11 protein-coding genes are annotated in these 17,462 nt (G+C 67.7%); 5 read left to right on the forward strand and 6 right to left on the reverse strand.

The genetic code is table 11. From position 1 onward, the window contains the following. Positions 1 to 5: 5 nt before the first annotated feature. On the reverse strand, positions 6 to 593 hold the full coding sequence (locus ASF58_RS09955; RefSeq protein ID WP_055951053.1) for an ANTAR domain-containing protein: 588 nt from the start codon (positions 591 to 593) through the stop codon (positions 6 to 8). 316 nt (positions 594 to 909) lie between these two features. Between ASF58_RS09955 and ASF58_RS09960 the strand changes: the two genes are divergently transcribed. The 4 genes from ASF58_RS09960 to ASF58_RS09975 all read left to right on the forward strand — a co-directional run bounded on the left by ASF58_RS09960 (position 910) and on the right by ASF58_RS09975 (position 8,756). Continuing rightward, positions 910 to 1,578, forward strand: coding sequence for a hypothetical protein (locus ASF58_RS09960; RefSeq protein WP_156375619.1), 669 nt, complete (start codon positions 910 to 912; stop codon positions 1,576 to 1,578). A gap of 131 nt (positions 1,579 to 1,709) precedes the next feature. Beyond that, on the forward strand, positions 1,710 to 3,614 hold the full coding sequence (locus ASF58_RS09965; RefSeq protein ID WP_055951057.1) for a glycoside hydrolase family 15 protein: 1,905 nt from the start codon (positions 1,710 to 1,712) through the stop codon (positions 3,612 to 3,614). Between the two features lie 51 nt (positions 3,615 to 3,665). After that, on the forward strand, positions 3,666 to 5,741 hold the full coding sequence (gene tkt / locus ASF58_RS09970) for a transketolase (RefSeq protein WP_055951059.1): 2,076 nt from the start codon (positions 3,666 to 3,668) through the stop codon (positions 5,739 to 5,741). Between the two features lie 192 nt (positions 5,742 to 5,933). Continuing rightward, positions 5,934 to 8,756, forward strand: coding sequence for a bifunctional transaldolase/phosoglucose isomerase (locus tag ASF58_RS09975; RefSeq protein ID WP_055951161.1), 2,823 nt, complete (start codon positions 5,934 to 5,936; stop codon positions 8,754 to 8,756). A 109-nt stretch (positions 8,757 to 8,865) separates the two neighbouring features. Here the strand turns inward: ASF58_RS09975 and ASF58_RS09980 are convergent, their stop codons facing one another. Then, positions 8,866 to 10,311, reverse strand: a complete 1,446-nt coding sequence (locus tag ASF58_RS09980) for a helix-turn-helix transcriptional regulator (RefSeq protein WP_055951061.1) — start codon at positions 10,309 to 10,311, stop codon at positions 8,866 to 8,868. 205 nt (positions 10,312 to 10,516) lie between these two features. Between ASF58_RS09980 and ASF58_RS09985 the strand changes: the two genes are divergently transcribed. Continuing rightward, positions 10,517 to 11,962: an acetamidase/formamidase family protein gene (locus tag ASF58_RS09985; protein ID WP_055951063.1), complete on the forward strand. Its 1,446-nt coding sequence runs from the start codon at positions 10,517 to 10,519 to the stop codon at positions 11,960 to 11,962. Between the two features lie 19 nt (positions 11,963 to 11,981). Here ASF58_RS09985 and ASF58_RS09990 read toward each other — a convergent pair whose 3' ends face one another. The 4 genes from ASF58_RS09990 to ASF58_RS10005 all read right to left on the reverse strand — a co-directional run bounded on the left by ASF58_RS09990 (position 11,982) and on the right by ASF58_RS10005 (position 17,406). Next, positions 11,982 to 12,728: a class I SAM-dependent methyltransferase gene (locus ASF58_RS09990; protein ID WP_055951065.1), complete on the reverse strand. Its 747-nt coding sequence runs from the start codon at positions 12,726 to 12,728 to the stop codon at positions 11,982 to 11,984. Positions 12,729 to 13,033: 305 nt separating this feature from the next. After that, positions 13,034 to 13,363 carry a hypothetical protein gene (locus ASF58_RS09995; protein WP_055951067.1) on the reverse strand — a complete coding sequence of 110 codons (330 nt, stop codon included), beginning with the start codon at positions 13,361 to 13,363 and terminating at the stop codon, positions 13,034 to 13,036. Positions 13,364 to 13,415: 52 nt separating this feature from the next. Beyond that, complete coding sequence (ppx, locus tag ASF58_RS10000) at positions 13,416 to 14,963, reverse strand: exopolyphosphatase (RefSeq protein ID WP_082512973.1); 1,548 nt, start codon at positions 14,961 to 14,963, stop codon at positions 13,416 to 13,418. Between the two features lie 22 nt (positions 14,964 to 14,985). Beyond that, the gene (locus ASF58_RS10005; protein WP_055951069.1) at positions 14,986 to 17,406 is read right to left on the reverse strand and encodes an RNA degradosome polyphosphate kinase; all 2,421 of its coding nucleotides are present in this window, start codon (positions 17,404 to 17,406) and stop codon (positions 14,986 to 14,988) included. Positions 17,407 to 17,462: the final 56 nt, after the last annotated feature.

Here is a 17,462-nt window from a genome sequence, read left to right on the forward strand (position 1 = left end):
GCCCCTCATCCCAGGAGATCCGCCGCGGTCACGATGGCGCGGGCGATGTCGGCGATTTTCCGCTTCTCGTTCATGGCCTTGCGTCGCATCGTCCGGTAGGCCTCCTCCTCCGAGAGGCCCTTGGCCGTCATCAGGATGCCCTTGGCCCGCTCGATCAGCTTGCGGTCGGCGAGCTCGCCCCGCGCCTCCGTCAGCTCGCGCTGCAGTCGCGCGAAGGCGTTGAAGCGCAGGATCGCCACGTCGAGGATCGAGCGGATGCGCTGGGGCTGCAGGCCGTCCACCACGTAGGCGGAGATGCCCGCATCCATCGCCGCCTGCATCATCGGGACGTCGGAGCGGTCGACGAACATCGCCACCGGTCGCTCCACGTGCCGGGACAGGCCCGACATCTGCTCGAGGATGTCCCGGCTCGGACTCTCCAAGTGGATCACGACCACGTCCGGATTCAGGGCCGCCACCCGGGCCGGCAGGTCGGCGGTGTCCGGCAGAACCACGACGCGGGTGAAGCCCGATGCCATGAGTCCCTCCTCGAGGATCGCGGCGCGGGCACGGCTCGGGTCGATCACGGCGACGGTCAGGGTCGGCTCGGTCATCGGTGTCCGGGGACGCGAATCGGGGTTGGGGCGATCTCGGCAGGTCGCATGCCGGTCGAGGGAATGACAAGGCACATGATGCGGTGGGCGTGGGCGCGCGGACGTCGCCAAACAGGAGGGTGTCACCGGGAAGGCAAGCCGCATGCCCGACGAAACATTACCGTTTGGAGAGGAAACAGCCCAGGTTCCGCCGCAAACGGCCCGGCTAATGGCGCCGGCGATCGGACCGGTTGCTGAATTGCACAGCGAGGTGCTCCGGATGTCAGGCTGCACGCCCCCCGATCAAGCGGCGTTCGAATCGGGTTCCGCGCGTGGCGTGACGCCGCCCCTCCTGCCGACGCTGGCGATGGCGGCAATCCTCGGGGGGGCCTCCTATCTCTGCCAGGAGCCAGCCATCGTGGCACCGGCCTCGGTTCCGGCGACCGCCGTGGCGGCCGCACCGGAGGCTACGGCAGAGACGCCCTTTATCCCGGCACCGCTTGCCTTCCAGGCCCAGTTCCCCCTGGTCATCGTCGCTCAAGCCGAGGCCACCGCCCAGGTTCATAGGACTGGGCCTCGGCCCGCCCGCCTCGCCGCTCCCCGCCGGTTCGAGAATCCGCGCCTTGCAGTCGCCAAGGTTGCGCCGACCGCCGACAAGGCGTCGCAAGGCTCCGAGAAGGTGCCGCAGGCCTTTGCGAGGCCGCCGCAGGGACGAGAGAAGGCACTCCCCTTCGTGGCCGAGGCCGAGGTCTCGCATGCAGCGGCCGAGGGGGACGAGGGCGTGCTGCCCGGGATCGGCCTGCCCGACGTGACTTTGCCCGACATCGCCCTGCCCTTCGCGCCGACGATCCGCGCGGTGACCCAGGCGGGCGCCGCTGCCGGCGCCTTCATGGGCGCCAAGACCGCCGCCGCCGGTACCTTCGTGAGCGCCCAGGGGGCGGCCCTCGGCGCGGGGACCGCAACCCTCGGTGCCGCCGTCTCCGGCTGGGTCGGGCGCCTGCGCTAAACGCATTCGCAGCGTTGGCCGACCACCAAAAGCACCCCTGACCCTGGACCCTGCCGCGTTCGAAGACTACGTGGTCGCTCAGCGATGCTGCGCGGCCCCGTGACGGTCGACGTCGCGAGGACGAGGACCTGATGGCCGGACGGATCGAGGATTACGCGCTCGTCGGCGATGGCCGCACCGCCGCGCTGATCGCCCGCGACGGCAGCGTCGACTGGCTCTGCTGGCCCCGCTTCGATTCTGCCGCCTGCTTCGCCGCGCTGCTTGGTACCGAGGATCACGGCTACTGGAAGCTCGGTCCTGCGGATGCGGCCACCACGACGCGCCAGTATCGCGAGGGCAGCCTTGTCCTGGAGACCCGGCACGAGACCGGCGCCGGTGTCGTGCGGGTGACCGACTACATGCCCGCCAACGATGGCGCGCACCTCGTCAGGATCGTCGAGGGGCTTGAGGGGGCGGTGCCCATGCGGATGTGCCTTCGCGTCCGCTTCGATTACGGATTGGCGGTGCCCTGGGTCTCGCACAACGAGCTCGGCGATCTCCGCGCGATCTCGGGCCCGCACAAGGTGGTGCTGCGCACCCTCGTGCCGACGTTCGGCCAGGACCAGACCACCGTCTCGGAATTCACGGTGGAAGCCGGGCAGAGCGTGGCCTTCACCCTGAGCTACGGGGCATCCCACGAGGACGACCCGGCGCCGATTCAGCCGCGCAAGGTGCTGTTCGAGACCGATCGCTACTGGCGCGACTGGTCCAGCCGCGCGGCCGCCGGTACCCCCTGGGACGCAATCCTGAAGCGGTCGCTGCTGACCCTGAAGGCGCTGATCTACCAGCCCACCGGCGGCATCGTGGCTGCGCCCACGACATCCCTGCCGGAGGATCTCGGCGGCGTACGCAACTGGGATTACCGGTTCTGCTGGCTGCGCGACTCCACCTTCACCCTGATCGCCCTGATGGATGGCGGCTATCTCGACGAGGCGCGCGCCTGGCGCGATTGGCTGGTGCGCGCCGTGGCCGGCAATCCGGAGCAGGCCCACATCCTCTACGGCATCGCCGGGGAGCGTATGCTGCCCGAGATCGAACTCGACTGGCTCCCGGGCTACGAGAACTCGAAGCCTGTGCGCATCGGCAACGCGGCGGTGGAGCAGTTCCAGCTCGACGTCTACGGCGAGATCTTCGACGCGCTCTACCAGGCGCGCCAGCGCGGCCTTCAGGGCGACGCGGATGGCTGGCGGGTCGGCGAAGCGCTGCTGCGCCACCTGGAGAAGGTCTGGTGCACACCCGACGAAGGCATCTGGGAGGTGCGCGGCGGGCGTCGCCATTTCGTGCATTCGAAGGTAATGGCCTGGGTCGCCTTCGACCGGGCTATCCGTTCCTTCGAGGAGGCCGAGACCCGCGAACAGGACGAGATCCGCACCACCGGCATCAGTCATCGGCCCAAGCAGGCCCGCGAGGTCCCGGTGGCGCGCTGGCGCGAGATCCGCGACCAGATCCACGCCGAGGTCTGTGCCAAGGGTTTCGATCCGGAGCTGAACAGCTTCGTGCAGTCCTACGGCTCGAAGCGCCTCGACGCGAGCCTTCTTCTCATCGCCCATATGGGATTCCTGCCCCAGGACGACCCGCGGGTGGTCGGCACCGTGGAGGCCGTCGGGCGTACTTTGATGCGTGACGGCTTCGTGCTGCGCTACGACACCGAGAACCAGACGACCGACGGGCTGCCCGGCGACGAGGGCGCGTTCTTGCCCTGCTCGTTCTGGTACGCCGACAACCTCATCGGCCTCGGGCGCTGCGGAGAGGCGCGTGCGCTGATCGAGAGGCTGATCGGCGTCTGCAACGATGTCGGATTGGTGGCGGAGGAGTATGATGTGAAGGCCCGGCGCCTCGTAGGGAACTTCCCGCAGGCTTTCAGCCACGTCACGCTGGTGAATACCATTCTCAACTACAGCCGGGCCAAGGGGCCGGCCAGGGAGCGGAGCAGCGGTTCCGCGCAAGCCAAATCCCCGGGTGCGACCCCGCCCGCACCCCAACGGTGCGACGCCTGAGCGTTTCGGACGCTCAAGGCGAACAAGCCCACAGATGAAGGACGACGAGAGATGAGCGGAGCAGAGACCAAGCCGAACGCGGCCCCGAGCGAGCTCGACAAGCTCAGCATCGACACGCTTCGGACGCTCGCGATCGACGCGGTGCAGAAGGCCAATTCCGGTCATGCCGGCGCCCCGATGGCCCTGGCACCGGTGGCCTACACCCTCTGGAACCACTACCTGCGCTATGACCCGGCGCACCCGCACTGGCCCAACCGCGACCGCTTCGTCCTCTCGGCCGGCCACGCCTCGATGCTGCTCTACGGCCTGATCCATCTCGCGGGCGTGACCGAGAAGGACGGCGGGAACGCCCCGGCCCTCACCATCGACGACCTCAAGAACTTCCGCCAGCTCGACAGCCGGACCCCCGGCCACCCCGAATATCACTTCACCACCGGCGTCGAGACCACCACCGGCCCCCTTGGCCAGGGTGTGGCGAACTCCGTCGGCATGGCGATGGGGGGGCGGTTCCTCGGCGAGCGCCTGAATCGGCCCGATCTGCCGCTGTTCGACTACAACGTCTACGCCATCTGCTCGGACGGAGACCTGATGGAGGGGGTCGCCGCAGAAGCCGCTTCCATCGCCGGGCACCTGCGCCTGTCGAACCTGTGCTGGATCTACGACAACAACACCATCACGATCGAGGGCCACACCGAACTCGCCTTCTCCGAGGAGGTTGCGGCCCGCTTCCTCGCCTATGGCTGGCAGGTCCTGCGCGTGGCCGACGCCAACGACGTCCATGCGGTCTCGTCCGCCCTGGAGACCTTCCTCCAATCCAGCGACCGACCGACGCTGATCGTCGTCAACTCGATCATCGGTTACGGCGCGCCCAAGAAGCAGAACACCGCCAAGGCCCACTCGGACCCGCTCGGCGAGGACGAGGTCAAGGGCGCCAAGCGCGCCTATGGCTGGCCGGAGGACGCGCAGTTCCTGGTGCCCGACGGGGTCTACGACACCTTCCGCAACGGCATCGGCAAGCGGGGTGCCGAGCTCTACGCCACCTGGGAGGGCTTCTTCCACGAGGCCAAGGCCGCGGACCCGGTGCACGCCGAGGAACTCGATGCCTATCTCGAGGGCCGGTTGCCGGCCGGCTGGGACAAGGACATCCCGGTCTTCGACGCGGACGCCAAGGGTCTCGCCACCCGCGAGTCCTCCGGGAAAGTGCTGAATGCCATCGCGCAGCACGTGCCGTTCATGCTCGGCGGCTCGGCCGACCTCGCGCCGTCCAACAAGACCAATCTCACCTTCGAGGGGGCCGGCTCTCTGACACCCTTCGAGCCCGGTGGTCGCAACATCCACTTCGGCGTGCGCGAGCACGCGATGGGCTCGATCGTGAACGGCCTCGGCCTCGTGGGCCTGCGCGCTTACGGCGCCACCTTCCTGGTCTTCGCCGACTACATGCGTCCGCCGATCCGCCTTGCAGCATTGATGGAGGTGCCGGTCTTCCACGTCTTTACGCACGATTCGATCGGTGTCGGCGAGGATGGTCCCACCCACCAGCCGGTCGAGCAGCTGCTGACGCTGCGGGCGATCCCGGGCCTCGTGACCCTGCGCCCGGCGGATGCCAACGAGGTTGCGGAGGCCTATCGGGTCATCATGAGTCTGAAGGACCAGCCGGCGGTGCTGGCGCTCAGCCGCCAGCCGCTCCCGACCCTGGATCGGTCGAAGTATGCTGCCGCCTCCGGCACCGCCAAGGGTGCCTACGTGCTCGCCGATTGCGCGGGAACCCCGGAGGTCATCTTCATCGGTACGGGCTCGGAGGTGCAGCTCTGCGTCTCGGCCTACGAGGCCCTGACGGCCGAGGGCGTCAAGGCCCGCGTCGTCTCGATGCCGTCCTGGGACCTCTTCGAGCGGCAGGATGAAGGCTATCGCAACAGTGTACTCATCCCCGAGGTGCTGGCCCGCGTCGCCGTCGAGCAGGGCTCGGTGATCGGCTGGGACCGCTACGCGGGTTCGGCGGGCACGATCATCGGCATGCACACCTTCGGCTCCTCGGCGCCGCTCAAGGACCTGCAGACGAAGTTCGGCTTCACCCCCGAGAAGGTGCTCCAAGCAGCGCGCGATCAGATCGCCCGGCACAGGGAATAGGCTGCGCGACCGCTCTCCCTCCTCCGGGGGAGGGCCACCGGCTGGGCCGGTGCCGCCAGCCGCAGCAGCCGGAGCGTGCCCGGCCACCCTACCCTCCTCTCCTCCCTTTCGTCGGGGGGAGATGTGCATAACCGGTGATGGATGTCGGCGACGTGGCTCCCCGCCCGGCGCCCGGACGACGAGGAGTTTCCCATGAACCCGCTCAAGGCTCTCTTCCCCGAACAGGGTCAGGCCGTGTGGCTCGATTTCGTTGCCCGCGGCTTCGTTGCGCAGGGCAAGCTGAAGGCGTTGGTGGACGAGGACGGCCTGCGCGGCGTCACCTCGAACCCCTCGATCTTCGAAAAGGCCATCGGCGGCTCGTCGGAATACGATGACGCCCTAAAATCCGTGATGGACCAAGGCGATGCCCGCGTCATCGACCTCTACGAAGGTTGCGCAGTGGCCGACATCCAGGCTGCTGCCGACGTGCTGCGTCCGGTCTACGACGGATCCGACGGAGCCGACGGTTACGTCAGCCTGGAGGTCTCGCCCTACCTCGCCCTCGATACCGAGGAGACCCTCGCTGAGGCCCGCCGCCTCCACAAGATGGTGGCCCGAGACAACCTGATGGTGAAGGTGCCGGCGACGCGCGAGGGTATCCCGGCGATCCAGGCCCTGACCGCGGACGGCATCAGCATCAACGTCACGCTGCTGTTCTCGGTCGGCACCTACGAGGCGGTGGCCCGCGCCTTCATCGCGGGCTTGGAGGCCTTCGCGGCCAAAGGCGGTGATGTGTCGAAGGTCGCCAGCGTCGCGAGCTTCTTCATCAGCCGGATCGATGTCGCGGTGGACAAAGCCCTGGACGAGGCCGGTGGCTTCGACGACCTCAAGGGCAAGGTCGCCATCGCCAATGCCAAGCTCGCCTATCAGCGCTACAGGGCCATCCACGCCGAGCCGCAATGGCAGGCCCTCGCGCGAAAGGGTGCCAAGGCGCAGCGCCTGCTCTGGGCCTCCACGGGCGTGAAGAACAAGGCCTATTCCGACGTGCTCTACGTCGAGGAACTGATCGGTCCCGACACCGTCAACACCATGCCGCCGGCCACCATGGACGCGTTCCGCGACCACGGCACCGTCAAGGCTGGCATCGAGAGCGACGTTGCGGGCGCGCAAGCCGTGATGGCGCGCCTCGCCGAGGCCGGGATCAACATCGAGACGGTCTCCGACACCCTGGTCGACGAGGGCGTGCAGCTCTTCATCGATGCCGCCGACAAGCTCCTCGGCGCGGTGGCCACCAAGCGCATCGACTTCCTGGGGCCGAAGCTCGACGCTCAGACCCTGGTGCTCGGCGACTCTCTGGGTGCCGTTGCCAAGAAGGCGGTCGAGGAATGGCGCGCGTCCGGCAAGATCCGTCGACTCTGGGCGCACGACAAGACGGTGTGGAGCGGGTCCGACGAGGACCGCTGGCTCGGCTGGCTGCGCATCGTCGAGGACGAGCTCGAGCATGTCGCCGACTACGAGGCCTTCGCCGAGGACGTGCGGGCGGGTGGCTTCAGTGACGTTGTCGTACTCGGAATGGGCGGCTCGAGCCTTGGCCCGGAAGTGCTCGCCGAGACCTACGGCAGCCACGAGGGCTTCCCCCAGCTGAGGATCCTCGACTCCACCGATCCGGATCAGGTCCGCGAGACGGAGGCCGCGATCAGCCTGCCGACCACGCTGTTCATCGTCGCGAGCAAGTCGGGCTCGACCCTCGAGCCCAACGTCTTCCGCGACTATTTCCTCGGCCGGATGAAGGAGACGGTGGGTGCCGACAAGGCTGGAGCCCACTTCGTCGCCGTCACCGACCCGGGCTCGGCCATGGAAAAAGCCGCCCAGGCCGATAATTTCCGGAAGATTTTCTACGGTGTGCCGCAGATCGGCGGGCGCTACTCCGTACTCTCGGCCTTCGGCCTCGTGCCGGCGGCGGCCTCGGGCATCGACGTGAAGGCCTTCCTCGACACTGCCCGGATCATGGTCCGCTCCTGCGGCCCTGCCGTGCCGCCTGCCCAGAACCCGGGCGTGCTCCTCGGCACCGCCATGGGAGCGGCGGCGCTGAACGCTGGTCGCGACAAGGTCACGATCATCGCCTCCCCGGGCATCGACACCTTCGGCGCCTGGGCCGAGCAGCTCATCGCCGAATCCACCGGGAAGGAGGGCAAGGGCCTCATCCCCATCGACGGCGAGCCCGTCGACGTGCCCGCGGTCTACGGCCGTGATCGTTTCTTCGTCTATCTGCGCCTTGATGGCCGTGCCGATCCCCACCAGGATGAGGCGATGCGCAATCTCGAGCGTGAGGGCCACCCGGTGGCGCATATCACCCTGGCCAACGCGGAACAGCTGCCGCAGGAATTCTTCCGCTTCGAGATCGCCACGGCAGTGGCGGGCGCCATGCTCGGTATCAATCCCTTCGACCAGCCCGATGTCGAGGCGAGCAAGATCGAGACGAAGAAGCTGTTCGACGCGGCCGAGAAGAGTGGCGCCCTGCCGGGCGAGACGCCCCTATTCGCCGACGAGACGATCGCCCTCTACGCAGATGCGGCCAATGCCGGCGCCCTACCCCAGGCCACGCGAGGGCTCGAGGGCGCCATCGCCGCCCATCTTGCGCGGGCGAAGGACGGCGACTACGTCGCGCTCCTCGCCTATGTGGCGCGCAATCCCGGTCATCATGCGATCCTGCAGGAGGCCCGGGTGGCGCTGCGCGATAAGCGCCGCCTCGCAACCTGTCTCGAATTCGGGCCGCGCTTCCTGCACTCCACTGGCCAGGCCTACAAGGGCGGGCCCGATACCGGCGTGTTCCTGCAGATCACTGCCGATCCTTCGGCGGATCTCGCCATTCCCGGGCGCAGCCTCGGGTTCGGCACGGTGGTGGCGGCCCAGGCCCGGGGGGATTTCGCGGTCCTGGCCGAGCGCCGGCGCCGGGCCCTGCGCGTCCATATCAAGGGCGGTCAGGTCGAGGCCGGCCTGAAGCGTATCGCCGCGGCGATACGCGCTGCGCTCTAGCCTCGGCTCCCGGGGACCCCGGCGGGAAACCTAACGAACCGTCCGCTTCCGACTGGGAGCGGGCGGCTCTTTGCCAAGAGACCTGATCCGGAGCGGCCGCAGCACCGAGCTACGACGCGAAGCCGTTGTCCCGTCCCCAGATGATCGCCTCGCCGCGGCGATGAATGCCGAGCTTGCGATAGAGCGCGGCCGCGTGGTTGCGCACCGTGTTGGGGGTCAACCCTAAGCGCGTGGCGATGGCGCCGTCGCCGAGGCCCTGACAGATCAGGCGGAGCACCTCGCCCTCGCGGCGGGTGAGATCGGGCCTGATCGGTGCGGGCTCCGACGAACTCGGATGACGCAGGCTGCCGAGCTTGTCGATCAGGCCGCGGCTGAACCATGAGGTGTCGGCCATCACGGTCTCGATCGCGTCGAACAAGTCGCGCTCGGAGCGCTTGCGATCGCTGATGTCCTGCAGCACCGCGAGCAGACAGGGTTCGTCGCCGATGGTGACGCTCTCGGCCGAGACCAGGCAGTCGAGATCGACCCCCTCCCGGCTCCGCAGGCAGGCCTCGAAGCCGAGAACACTGCCTTGCGCGGCAAGGTCATGTCCGAAGCGCTCGCGCTGAGCGGCGTTGGCCCAAAGGCCGATCGCGTCGAGTTCGTGTCCCAGCACGGCGTCCTCCGCATGACCGAAGGTCCGTGTAAAGGCATGGTTGATCCCGATCAGGGCGAGGCCATCGGCCCGACACAGCAGAGTCGGCACGGGCGTGAGGCGGAATGCGGTGGCGAAGCGCTCCTCGCTGTGGCGCAGGGCCGTCTCCGCCTTCTTGCGCAATTCGAGATCGGCGAAGGTGAAGAGCATGCAGGGCTCGTCGCCCATGTCGATGGGTTGGCCTGCCACGATGACGAAGCGGGTCCCACCGTTGGGCAGACGCAGGCAGGCCTCCATCTGCGGAATCGTCTCGCCCGCGTTGAGGCGTGCGATGGCCAAGTCCCGGCTGCGGGCGTCGTTGAGCACGTCGACCTCGTAGACGCTGCGCCCGATGATGTCCGCGCTGCGATAGCCCGTCATTTCCAGGAAGCCGAGATTGACCTTCACGTGGCGCAGGTCCGATAGCCGGCAGATCACGGCCGGTGCCGGGTTGGCGCTGAACGTCTTTTCGAAGCGTTCCTCGGCCTGGAATTGCGACGTGACGTCCGCAAGGATCAGCACGAGGCAATCGGGCTGGCCCGCCGCATCCCGGATGATGAGGCTGCGGATGCGCTGCATCACATCGAAATCCGGCCTGTCCGTTCGTCGGACATTGACGATGACCTCATCGAAGGTCTCGCCGGCCAGAACGCGCTCGATCGGGGTGCGCGTGATGACGTGGTTGTTGCGGTAGCGCAGGACGAAGGTCTCGCGAAAGGCCGAGACCGTTCCGCCCAGTTCGGCGAGATCGGCCGCTCCGTGCATCGCGAGGGCCGCCGCGTTGGCCCAGGTGATATGCTGATCGGGCTCGATGAGAATTACGCCCTCGGAAAGCCCGGCGATGATTTGGTGCAGCTGGGAACGGTCGACGCCCGTCGTCAAGGGTTTTGGCATCCTGTGTACAGAAGCAGCGCCGGCACTGGAGAGAACGCCCGGGTGCGTCGGCGCTCCTCACGCAAACGAAGCCGTTCGCTCGAGGAACAAACGCAGGAGCGTCCGACTCGTTGCCGAAATGTCCCGGCCCCGGAAGCGTGGCCGCTGCTTTGCATGCAATATTCCTGCTGAATGGGTTAGGCGGGAGATCGCGATGTGCCAAGGTGACGATCCGGGTTGTAGCCACTTTACGGAGCATCGGCGGCGCCTGCTCGGCGACCTCGAACCGGAGCGGCGCGCCTTCCTGAAGAGCGGGTTCGTTGCCTCGGGTGGTGCTGCGGCTCTGATGGCCGGTGGCCTCACGTTGCCTGGTGCGGCCCTTGCCCAGACGAGCGCACAGCATGGTCCGAAGCGGACGGCGCATTACCACCTGCCGGCCACGGCCGAGACTGTGCATTGGGGCTATTTCAGCCGCAGCCTGAAACCGCAGGTCGAGATTGACTCCGGCGACTACGTCACCATCGAGACCCTGACGCACCACGCCAACGACGATGCCGAGCGCATGGTGACCGGCGATCCCGGCGCGGAGAGCGTCTTTCTGTGGACCAAGGAGAAGAAGGGCGTCGCTCGGCGCGGGGCCGGGCCGGAGGACACCAAATTCGGACCCGGGGGCGGCCTCGGCGTGCATATCTGTACCGGCCCGGTGGCGATCCGCGGAGCCGAGCCCGGCGATGTCCTCGAGGTCCGCATCCTGGACGTGATGCCCCGCCCCTCGGCCAACCCCACCTTCAAGGGCCGCACCTTCGGCAGCAATGCCGCCGCGAACTGGGGTTACCACTACAAGGACATGATCACCGGAGATCGACCCCGCGAGGTCGTGACGATCTACGAGGTCGATGCCACCGGCGCGCGCGACTGGGCACAGGCGGTCTACAGCTTTCGCTGGCCGGGCGTGACGGACCCGTCCGGTGTCGACCACCCTACCATCGATTATCCAGGCCTGCCGGTGGATCACACCCGCACGAAGCGCAACTTCGATGTGCTCAAGGGCTTCCGCGTGCCGATCCGACCGCATTTCGGCACGATGGGCTTGGCACCCAAGGAAGCCGAGATGGTGAACTCGATTCCGCCGAGCTACACCGGTGGCAACATCGACAACTGGCGCATCGGCAAGGGCGCGACCCTCTACTATCCTGTCGCAGTGCCGGGTGCCCTTTTCTCGGTGGGCGACCCCCATGCGAGCCAGGGCGATTCCGAACTCTGCGGCACTGCCATCGAGTGCTCGCTCACCGGCACCTTCCAGTTCATCCTGCACAAGAAGGCGGATCTTCCCGGTACGGCTCTCGAGACCCTCGATTTTCCGATGATCGAGACGGCCGACGATTGGGTGCTCTCAGGCTTCAGCTACCCGAACTATCTGGCCGATCTCGGGCCCGACGCACAGAACGCGATTTTCGCCAGATCTTCCATCGACCTCGCCATGCGGGATGCATTCCGCAAGATGCGTCAGTTCCTGATGCACGGACACGGACTGACCGAGGACGAAGCGATCTCCCTCATGTCCGTCGCGGTGGATTTCGGCATCACCCAGGTGGTGGATGGGAATTGGGGCGTCCACGCCATCGTGAAGAAATCGATCTTCCCAGTGCGCGCGACCTGATCCGCGGTTGGCACCCGGGTCAGACGCGGCCGGCGCGCAGCGATAAGGGCCAGCGGATGGTCCTCCGCGCGTCGGGGGCGCCCCAGGTCGCGGCCAGGGTCTCCTGGAAGGCCAGGATCGGCCCCCGGCCCAGCGCGGTCTCCAGCGCCCGGGCCGCCGACCAGGTCTCCGTGTAGCCAATCAGGTCGGAAAGTCCCCAGGACTGCGTGATGGCGAGTTCCGGCATCGCGACGGCCGGGAAGGGGAACAGGAGCGTGCGATACCCATCCTCCACATGGCGGCGCTCGGGCGGCCAGTAGGGGCCGAGGGTTTCTCCGTAGAAGCGCTGCATCACGGCATCGAGGGCCGCATCATCGATGTGCAGCACCCCGTAGGTGATGAGGGCCAGGATTGCCCCGGGACGCGCGACCCGCCGGACGTCAGCGTAGAGGGCAGGGAGTTCGAGCCAGTGGGCTGCCTGGGCAACCGTGACGAGGTCGACGCTCGCCGCCGGCAGATTGCTCTGCTCGGCAGGCGCTACGCTGTATACGACGCGGGCATGAGGCCTCACATGGGCAATCTGCGCGGCACTCGCGTCGGTGGCGACGACGTGCTCGAACCGATCGGCGAGCAGGACCGAGAGTTGTCCGGTGCCGCAGGCGCAATCAAGGGCCAAAGCGCGCGCCGGCGCGGCATCCGCGAGCGCATCGACCAGGGCCCCCGGGTAGGTCGGCCGGTGCGCCGCATACCCGGCCGCCTGGGTCGAAAAATGATCCTTGAAACGCATCGGCGCTGCCAGGCCGTTCCTGCTTGAGGGGCCGCCCCGATCCGCCGGGGCGCAGGTCCGAGTCGCGAGCGCCGCGTTTCGAAGCCGAGAATCCTCAACCTGCGACCCGTGAACGCCCGCGGCTGCTCGCCTTCGTCAGGGAAGACCCAGCCGGACACGGAGACCCATCATGCGAAGCGGCACCACGGCTATCGCTGCGGCCCCGCATTGAGGCTCTTCCGGCGACCCAATCCCAAGCCTGGACTCGATACCGGGACCGGCGTCTCGGAGAGGTCGCCCCGAGTTGCCGGCCTCGGTCGCGCACGTCAGCAGCTCAGACGACGACCTTCGCGGCGACCGAACACGCGATAATGCGCGGCGCCGGATTCCATCTGGCCGCGATTGACGGCTCGCCTGACATCGGGATTGCAGCGCAGGTACTCGCCCTCATCGAAGCCGTAGTCCCGCCGGCCATAACCGCGGCCGCGATCCCGGAAATCGCCGTCGCGGTCGCGATAGCCGTCGTCCCGGCCCCGATATCCCTCGTCGCGGCCGCGATAGCCGTCCTCGTATCCACGGTAGGGCTGGGCCAGAACAGGGCTTATCGAGCCGAGGACCGTCAGCCCCAGAACCGCTGCTGCACAGAGTGACTTCATGTCCGTAAATCTCCTTGCCGGACGCGGAAAACGGTTCCGCTTGCGTTTTGGTTCAATCCGCCTCGACGATCCGGCCTTCGAGTCCGAACAGGCGACCGAGCCCGCGCACCCGGTTGAGGATCCGATCGCCGGGGAGTGAGCCCTGGTCCGCCGGAAGGCTCAGTGTCACTCGACCCCCCTCGATGGTGACGGGAATCCGTCCGAGGGCGCCCGCCATGCCGGCCGAGAGCGGAAAGGCGAGGCGCAGCAGGGCGCCGAGGAGACGGGCGCGCTCGAACAGGCGGGGGCCCGCGAGGTTGCGCAGCATCGGGCTCGCCTTTTCGGGGGCGATTCCCTCGTGGCGGAAGTAGATGGCCAGCGCCAGATAGGCCCGGCCCGGATGGTCGATCCCGACGAAGGCTGCATGCGTGATGACGTTGACGCTCTGCTCGCCGCGGTAATCCGGGTGCGCCCGCCAGCCGATATCGGACAGGAGGCAGGCTGCGTGGCGCAGGCGACGTTCGTCGGCGGTCTCGGGCTGATCGAGGCTGGCGATGAAGCGGTCGCTCCAGGTGATGAGATCCTCTGCATGGCCCGGCGAGCGAGCACGCAGAGTGTTCAATTCGGCCGCCGCCGCCAGCAGCGGGTCGGCAAGGCGAGCATGACGGTCGAGTTGCTCGTAGAGCAGGCCCTCGCGCACGCCGCTGGCCGAGATCGCAAGCTCGCGCGGGCGTCCGATCCGGATGATTTCCTCCAGCACCACCGCGCCGTAGGCGAGGAGCGGACGGCGCGCCTCGGACACGCTCTCGACATCCTGCAGCAGGGCCGCGTCGGTGCGCTCCACCACCTCGAGGAAGTTCAGCTCGTCCGAGGGCTCGACGCTGTAACCGTGCATGACGTGAAGCGGATAGCCCCGGGCCGACTGATGCAGCCGCGCCAGGGCTCGCCAGGTGCCGCCCACCGCGTAAAAGCTGCGCCCGCGCAGGGTCTCCAACTGCGGCGCGGCCTTCTTCAGGTTCTCGCGGACGATCTTGAGGGCCTTCTTGACCGAGCCGCCCGAGAGATCCTGGAGGGCGAGGCCGCCGAGCGGCATCGTCACGCCCATCCCGACCGTGGCCCCGCGTACATCCACCAGTTCCAGGGACCCCCCGCCGAGGTCGCCCACGACGCCGTCGGGTGCGTGGAAGCCCGAGATGACGCCCAGCGCCGAGAGTTCGGCCTCGCGCCGGCCGGAGAGCAGTTCGATGCGCTGGCCGCAGGCGGCTTCCGCCGCAGCCAGAAATTCCTGGCCGTTCTCGGCGTCGCGTGCGGCAGCGGTGGCCAGCACGAAGGTGCGCGACACGCGCATGGTCTCGCAAAGCACGCGGAAACGCGCGAGCGCTACGAGCGCCCGGCGCACCGCCTCCTCGTTGAGGCGGCCCGTGGAGAGCACGTTGCGACCGAGGCCGCACAGCACCTTCTCGTTATAGAGCGGGGTGGGCGCCCGGGTCAGGCCGTCATAGGCGACGAGCCGCACCGAGTTCGAACCGATGTCGATGATCGCCACCGGCTCGATGTGGTCCCCGGCCCCAGACAAGGGGGGGCCCTGGATGGGCGCGGGGCGGGCTGGGTCGAGGCCCATGCGGGCTCCTCTGGACGGTCCGTCAGCCACGCTGCGCGCGTCGGCTCAGGGCGCGCGGGCTCGACTTCTTCGACGACTTGCCGCGCCCGGACAGGCTTGGATTCGTCATGAAATACTTGTGCGCATTGAAGGGCTCCTCCCCTTCGGCAGGTTGGATCCGTTCGCTGGCACCCGACGCCAGTACACGCCAGCTTTGGCGGTTGTCGAGGAGATTGGCCAGCATGATCTGATCCAGCACCTGCTGATGCACCGTTGGATTGGTGATCGGCAGCAGCGCCTCGACCCGGCGATCGAGATTCCGGCTCATCAGGTCGGCTGACGAGATGTAGACGACAGCCTTGGGGTGGGGCAGCCCAACGCCGTTGCCGAAGCAGTAGATGCGCCCGTGCTCAAGGAAGCGCCCGACGATCGACTTGACGCGGATCGTCTCCGACAGCCCCGGGATTCCCGGTCGGAGGCAGCAGATGCCGCGGACCACGCAGTCGATCTGCACGCCGGCCTGGGAGGCGTCGTAGAGCGCATCGATGATCTGCTGGTCGACCAGCGAGTTGCACTTGATCCAGATCGCGGCCGGCCGTCCGGCCTTGGCGTGGGCCACCTCCGCCTCGATGTTCTCCAAGAGGCGCGGTTTCAGAGTCAGCGGCGAGACCGACATCCGCTCCAGCTCGGCGGGCTCCGCGTAGCCGGTGATGAAGTTGAAGATCCGGCTGACATCCCGCGCCACGGCGGGATCGGCCGTGAAGAAGGAGAGGTCGGTGTAAATGCGCGCGGTGATCGGGTGATAGTTGCCGGTTCCCACGTGGCAGTAGGTGACGAGGCGGTCGCCCTCGCGCCGGACCACCATGGACAGCTTGGCATGGGTCTTCAGCTCGATGAAGCCGAACACCACCTGCGCGCCGGCCTTCTCCAGGTTGCGCGCCCAGCGGATGTTGGCTTCCTCGTCGAAGCGGGCCTTCAGCTCGACCAGCGCCGTCACTGACTTGCCGAGCTCGGCGGCTTCCGCCAGCGCCGCGACAATCGGGGAGTTCGAGGAGGTGCGATAAAGCGTTTGCTTGATCGCCACCACGTTGGGGTCGCGGGCAGCCTGAGCGAGGAACTGTACCACCGCGTCGAAGGATTCGTAGGGGTGGTGGACGATGAAGTCCTTTTGTCGGATCGCCGCAAAGACATCGCCGCCGCTCTCGCGGATGCGCTCGGGGAAGCGGGGGTTGTAGGACTTGAATTTCAGGTCCGGCCGGTCGATGCCCACGATTTGCGACAGCTCGTTGAGGGCCAGCATCCCCTCCACGAAGATCACCGCGTCGCTGCCGATCTCGAGTTCGTCGGCCACGAAGGCACGCAGGTCCTCGGGCATTCCGGCCTCGACCTCCAGCCGGATGACGACGCCGCGGCGGCGCTGCTTCAGGGCCGTCTCGAAATGCAGGACGAGGTCCTCGGCCTCCTCCTCGATTTCGAGATCCGAGTCGCGGATGACGCGAAACGCGCCCTGTCCGCGCAAGGCGTATCCCGGGAAGAGCCGCCCGGTGAACAGCACGATGACCTGCTCGATGGCGATGAAGCGGGCGGTCGAATCGTTCTCGGCATCCGGCAGGCGCACGAAGCGGTCGAGCACCGCCGGCAGGCGGATCAGCGCGCGCAGGGTGCGGCCGTCTCGGGGGCGCACCAGCATCAGCGCGATGGTCGAGCCGAGATTCGGAATGAACGGGAACGGGTGCGCCGGATCGATGGCGAGCGGCGTCAGGACCGGGAAGACATGGTTGAGGAAGTAGTCTTCCAGCCACGCCTTGTGATCCTGGGTCAGGCCGGCGGGCTCCATGAGTTCGATGCCGACGCCGAGGAGTTCACCGCGCAATTCGCGCCAGCGCGCCTGCTGATCGAGGGCGAGCCGCGAGACCTCGGTGCCTACGCGTGTCAGCTGTTCGGCCGGGGTCAGGCCGTCCTGCGAGGGTAGAACGAGACCGGCACGGACCTGATCGTGCAGGCCAGCGACGCGCACCATGAAGAATTCGTCGAGGTTGTTCGCCGAGATCGACAGGAAACGGACCTGCTCCAGGAGAGGGTGGTTGGCGTTCGAAGCCTCCTCCAGCACCCGACGGTTGAACTGAAGCCAGGACAGCTCGCGGTTGACGAAGCGCTCGGGGGAGTGGCGCAGGGCGAGCCCCGCCTCCCGCACGGAATCACGCGCCTCCGCGCCGAGGGGGGCCTCGGCGGGAGGCGGCGGCAGCTCTCCCGGGGGCGGCAGGTCGAGATCGGCATCAGGCAGGGCATCGGAGACGGGTTCCCTGGCATCCGGAAGCACATCCCGCACCGTCTTCCCCGGCTGGGGTTTCGAGGCCACCGCTGCGGGCTGCCCGACTCGCCGGGCGGCGGGCCGGGCGGCCCGCGTACGGCCCTCGGTGGCACGCGGGGTTCCGACATCCGCTGCCGACGCGTCCGAGTCCATGTCCGCCAAGAGTTCGTCTCCTACAGGTCTTCGAGGGTCGGCGTCGTAGCACGGGT

This window comes from Methylobacterium sp. Leaf125 (assembly GCF_001423085.1).
In the GTDB taxonomy this organism is placed as follows: domain Bacteria; phylum Pseudomonadota; class Alphaproteobacteria; order Rhizobiales; family Beijerinckiaceae; genus Methylobacterium.

Bases quoted from the DNA above. Each gene is read 5' to 3' on its own strand.
- ASF58_RS09990 (WP_055951065.1), bottom strand. From the start codon at position 12,728: ATGCGTTTCAAGGATCATTTTTCGACCCAGGCGGCCGGGTATGCGGCG.
- ppx (WP_082512973.1), bottom strand. From the start codon at position 14,963: ATGGGCCTCGACCCAGCCCGCCCCGCGCCCATCCAGGGCCCCCCCTTG.
- ASF58_RS09975 (WP_055951161.1), top strand. From the start codon at position 5,934: ATGAACCCGCTCAAGGCTCTCTTCCCCGAACAGGGTCAGGCCGTGTGG.
- ASF58_RS09965 (WP_055951057.1), top strand. From the start codon at position 1,710: ATGGCCGGACGGATCGAGGATTACGCGCTCGTCGGCGATGGCCGCACC.
- ASF58_RS10005 (WP_055951069.1), bottom strand. From the start codon at position 17,406: ATGGACTCGGACGCGTCGGCAGCGGATGTCGGAACCCCGCGTGCCACC.
- tkt (WP_055951059.1), top strand. From the start codon at position 3,666: ATGAGCGGAGCAGAGACCAAGCCGAACGCGGCCCCGAGCGAGCTCGAC.
- ASF58_RS09955 (WP_055951053.1), bottom strand. From the start codon at position 593: ATGACCGAGCCGACCCTGACCGTCGCCGTGATCGACCCGAGCCGTGCC.
- ASF58_RS09995 (WP_055951067.1), bottom strand. From the start codon at position 13,363: ATGAAGTCACTCTGTGCAGCAGCGGTTCTGGGGCTGACGGTCCTCGGC.
- ASF58_RS09985 (WP_055951063.1), top strand. From the start codon at position 10,517: ATGTGCCAAGGTGACGATCCGGGTTGTAGCCACTTTACGGAGCATCGG.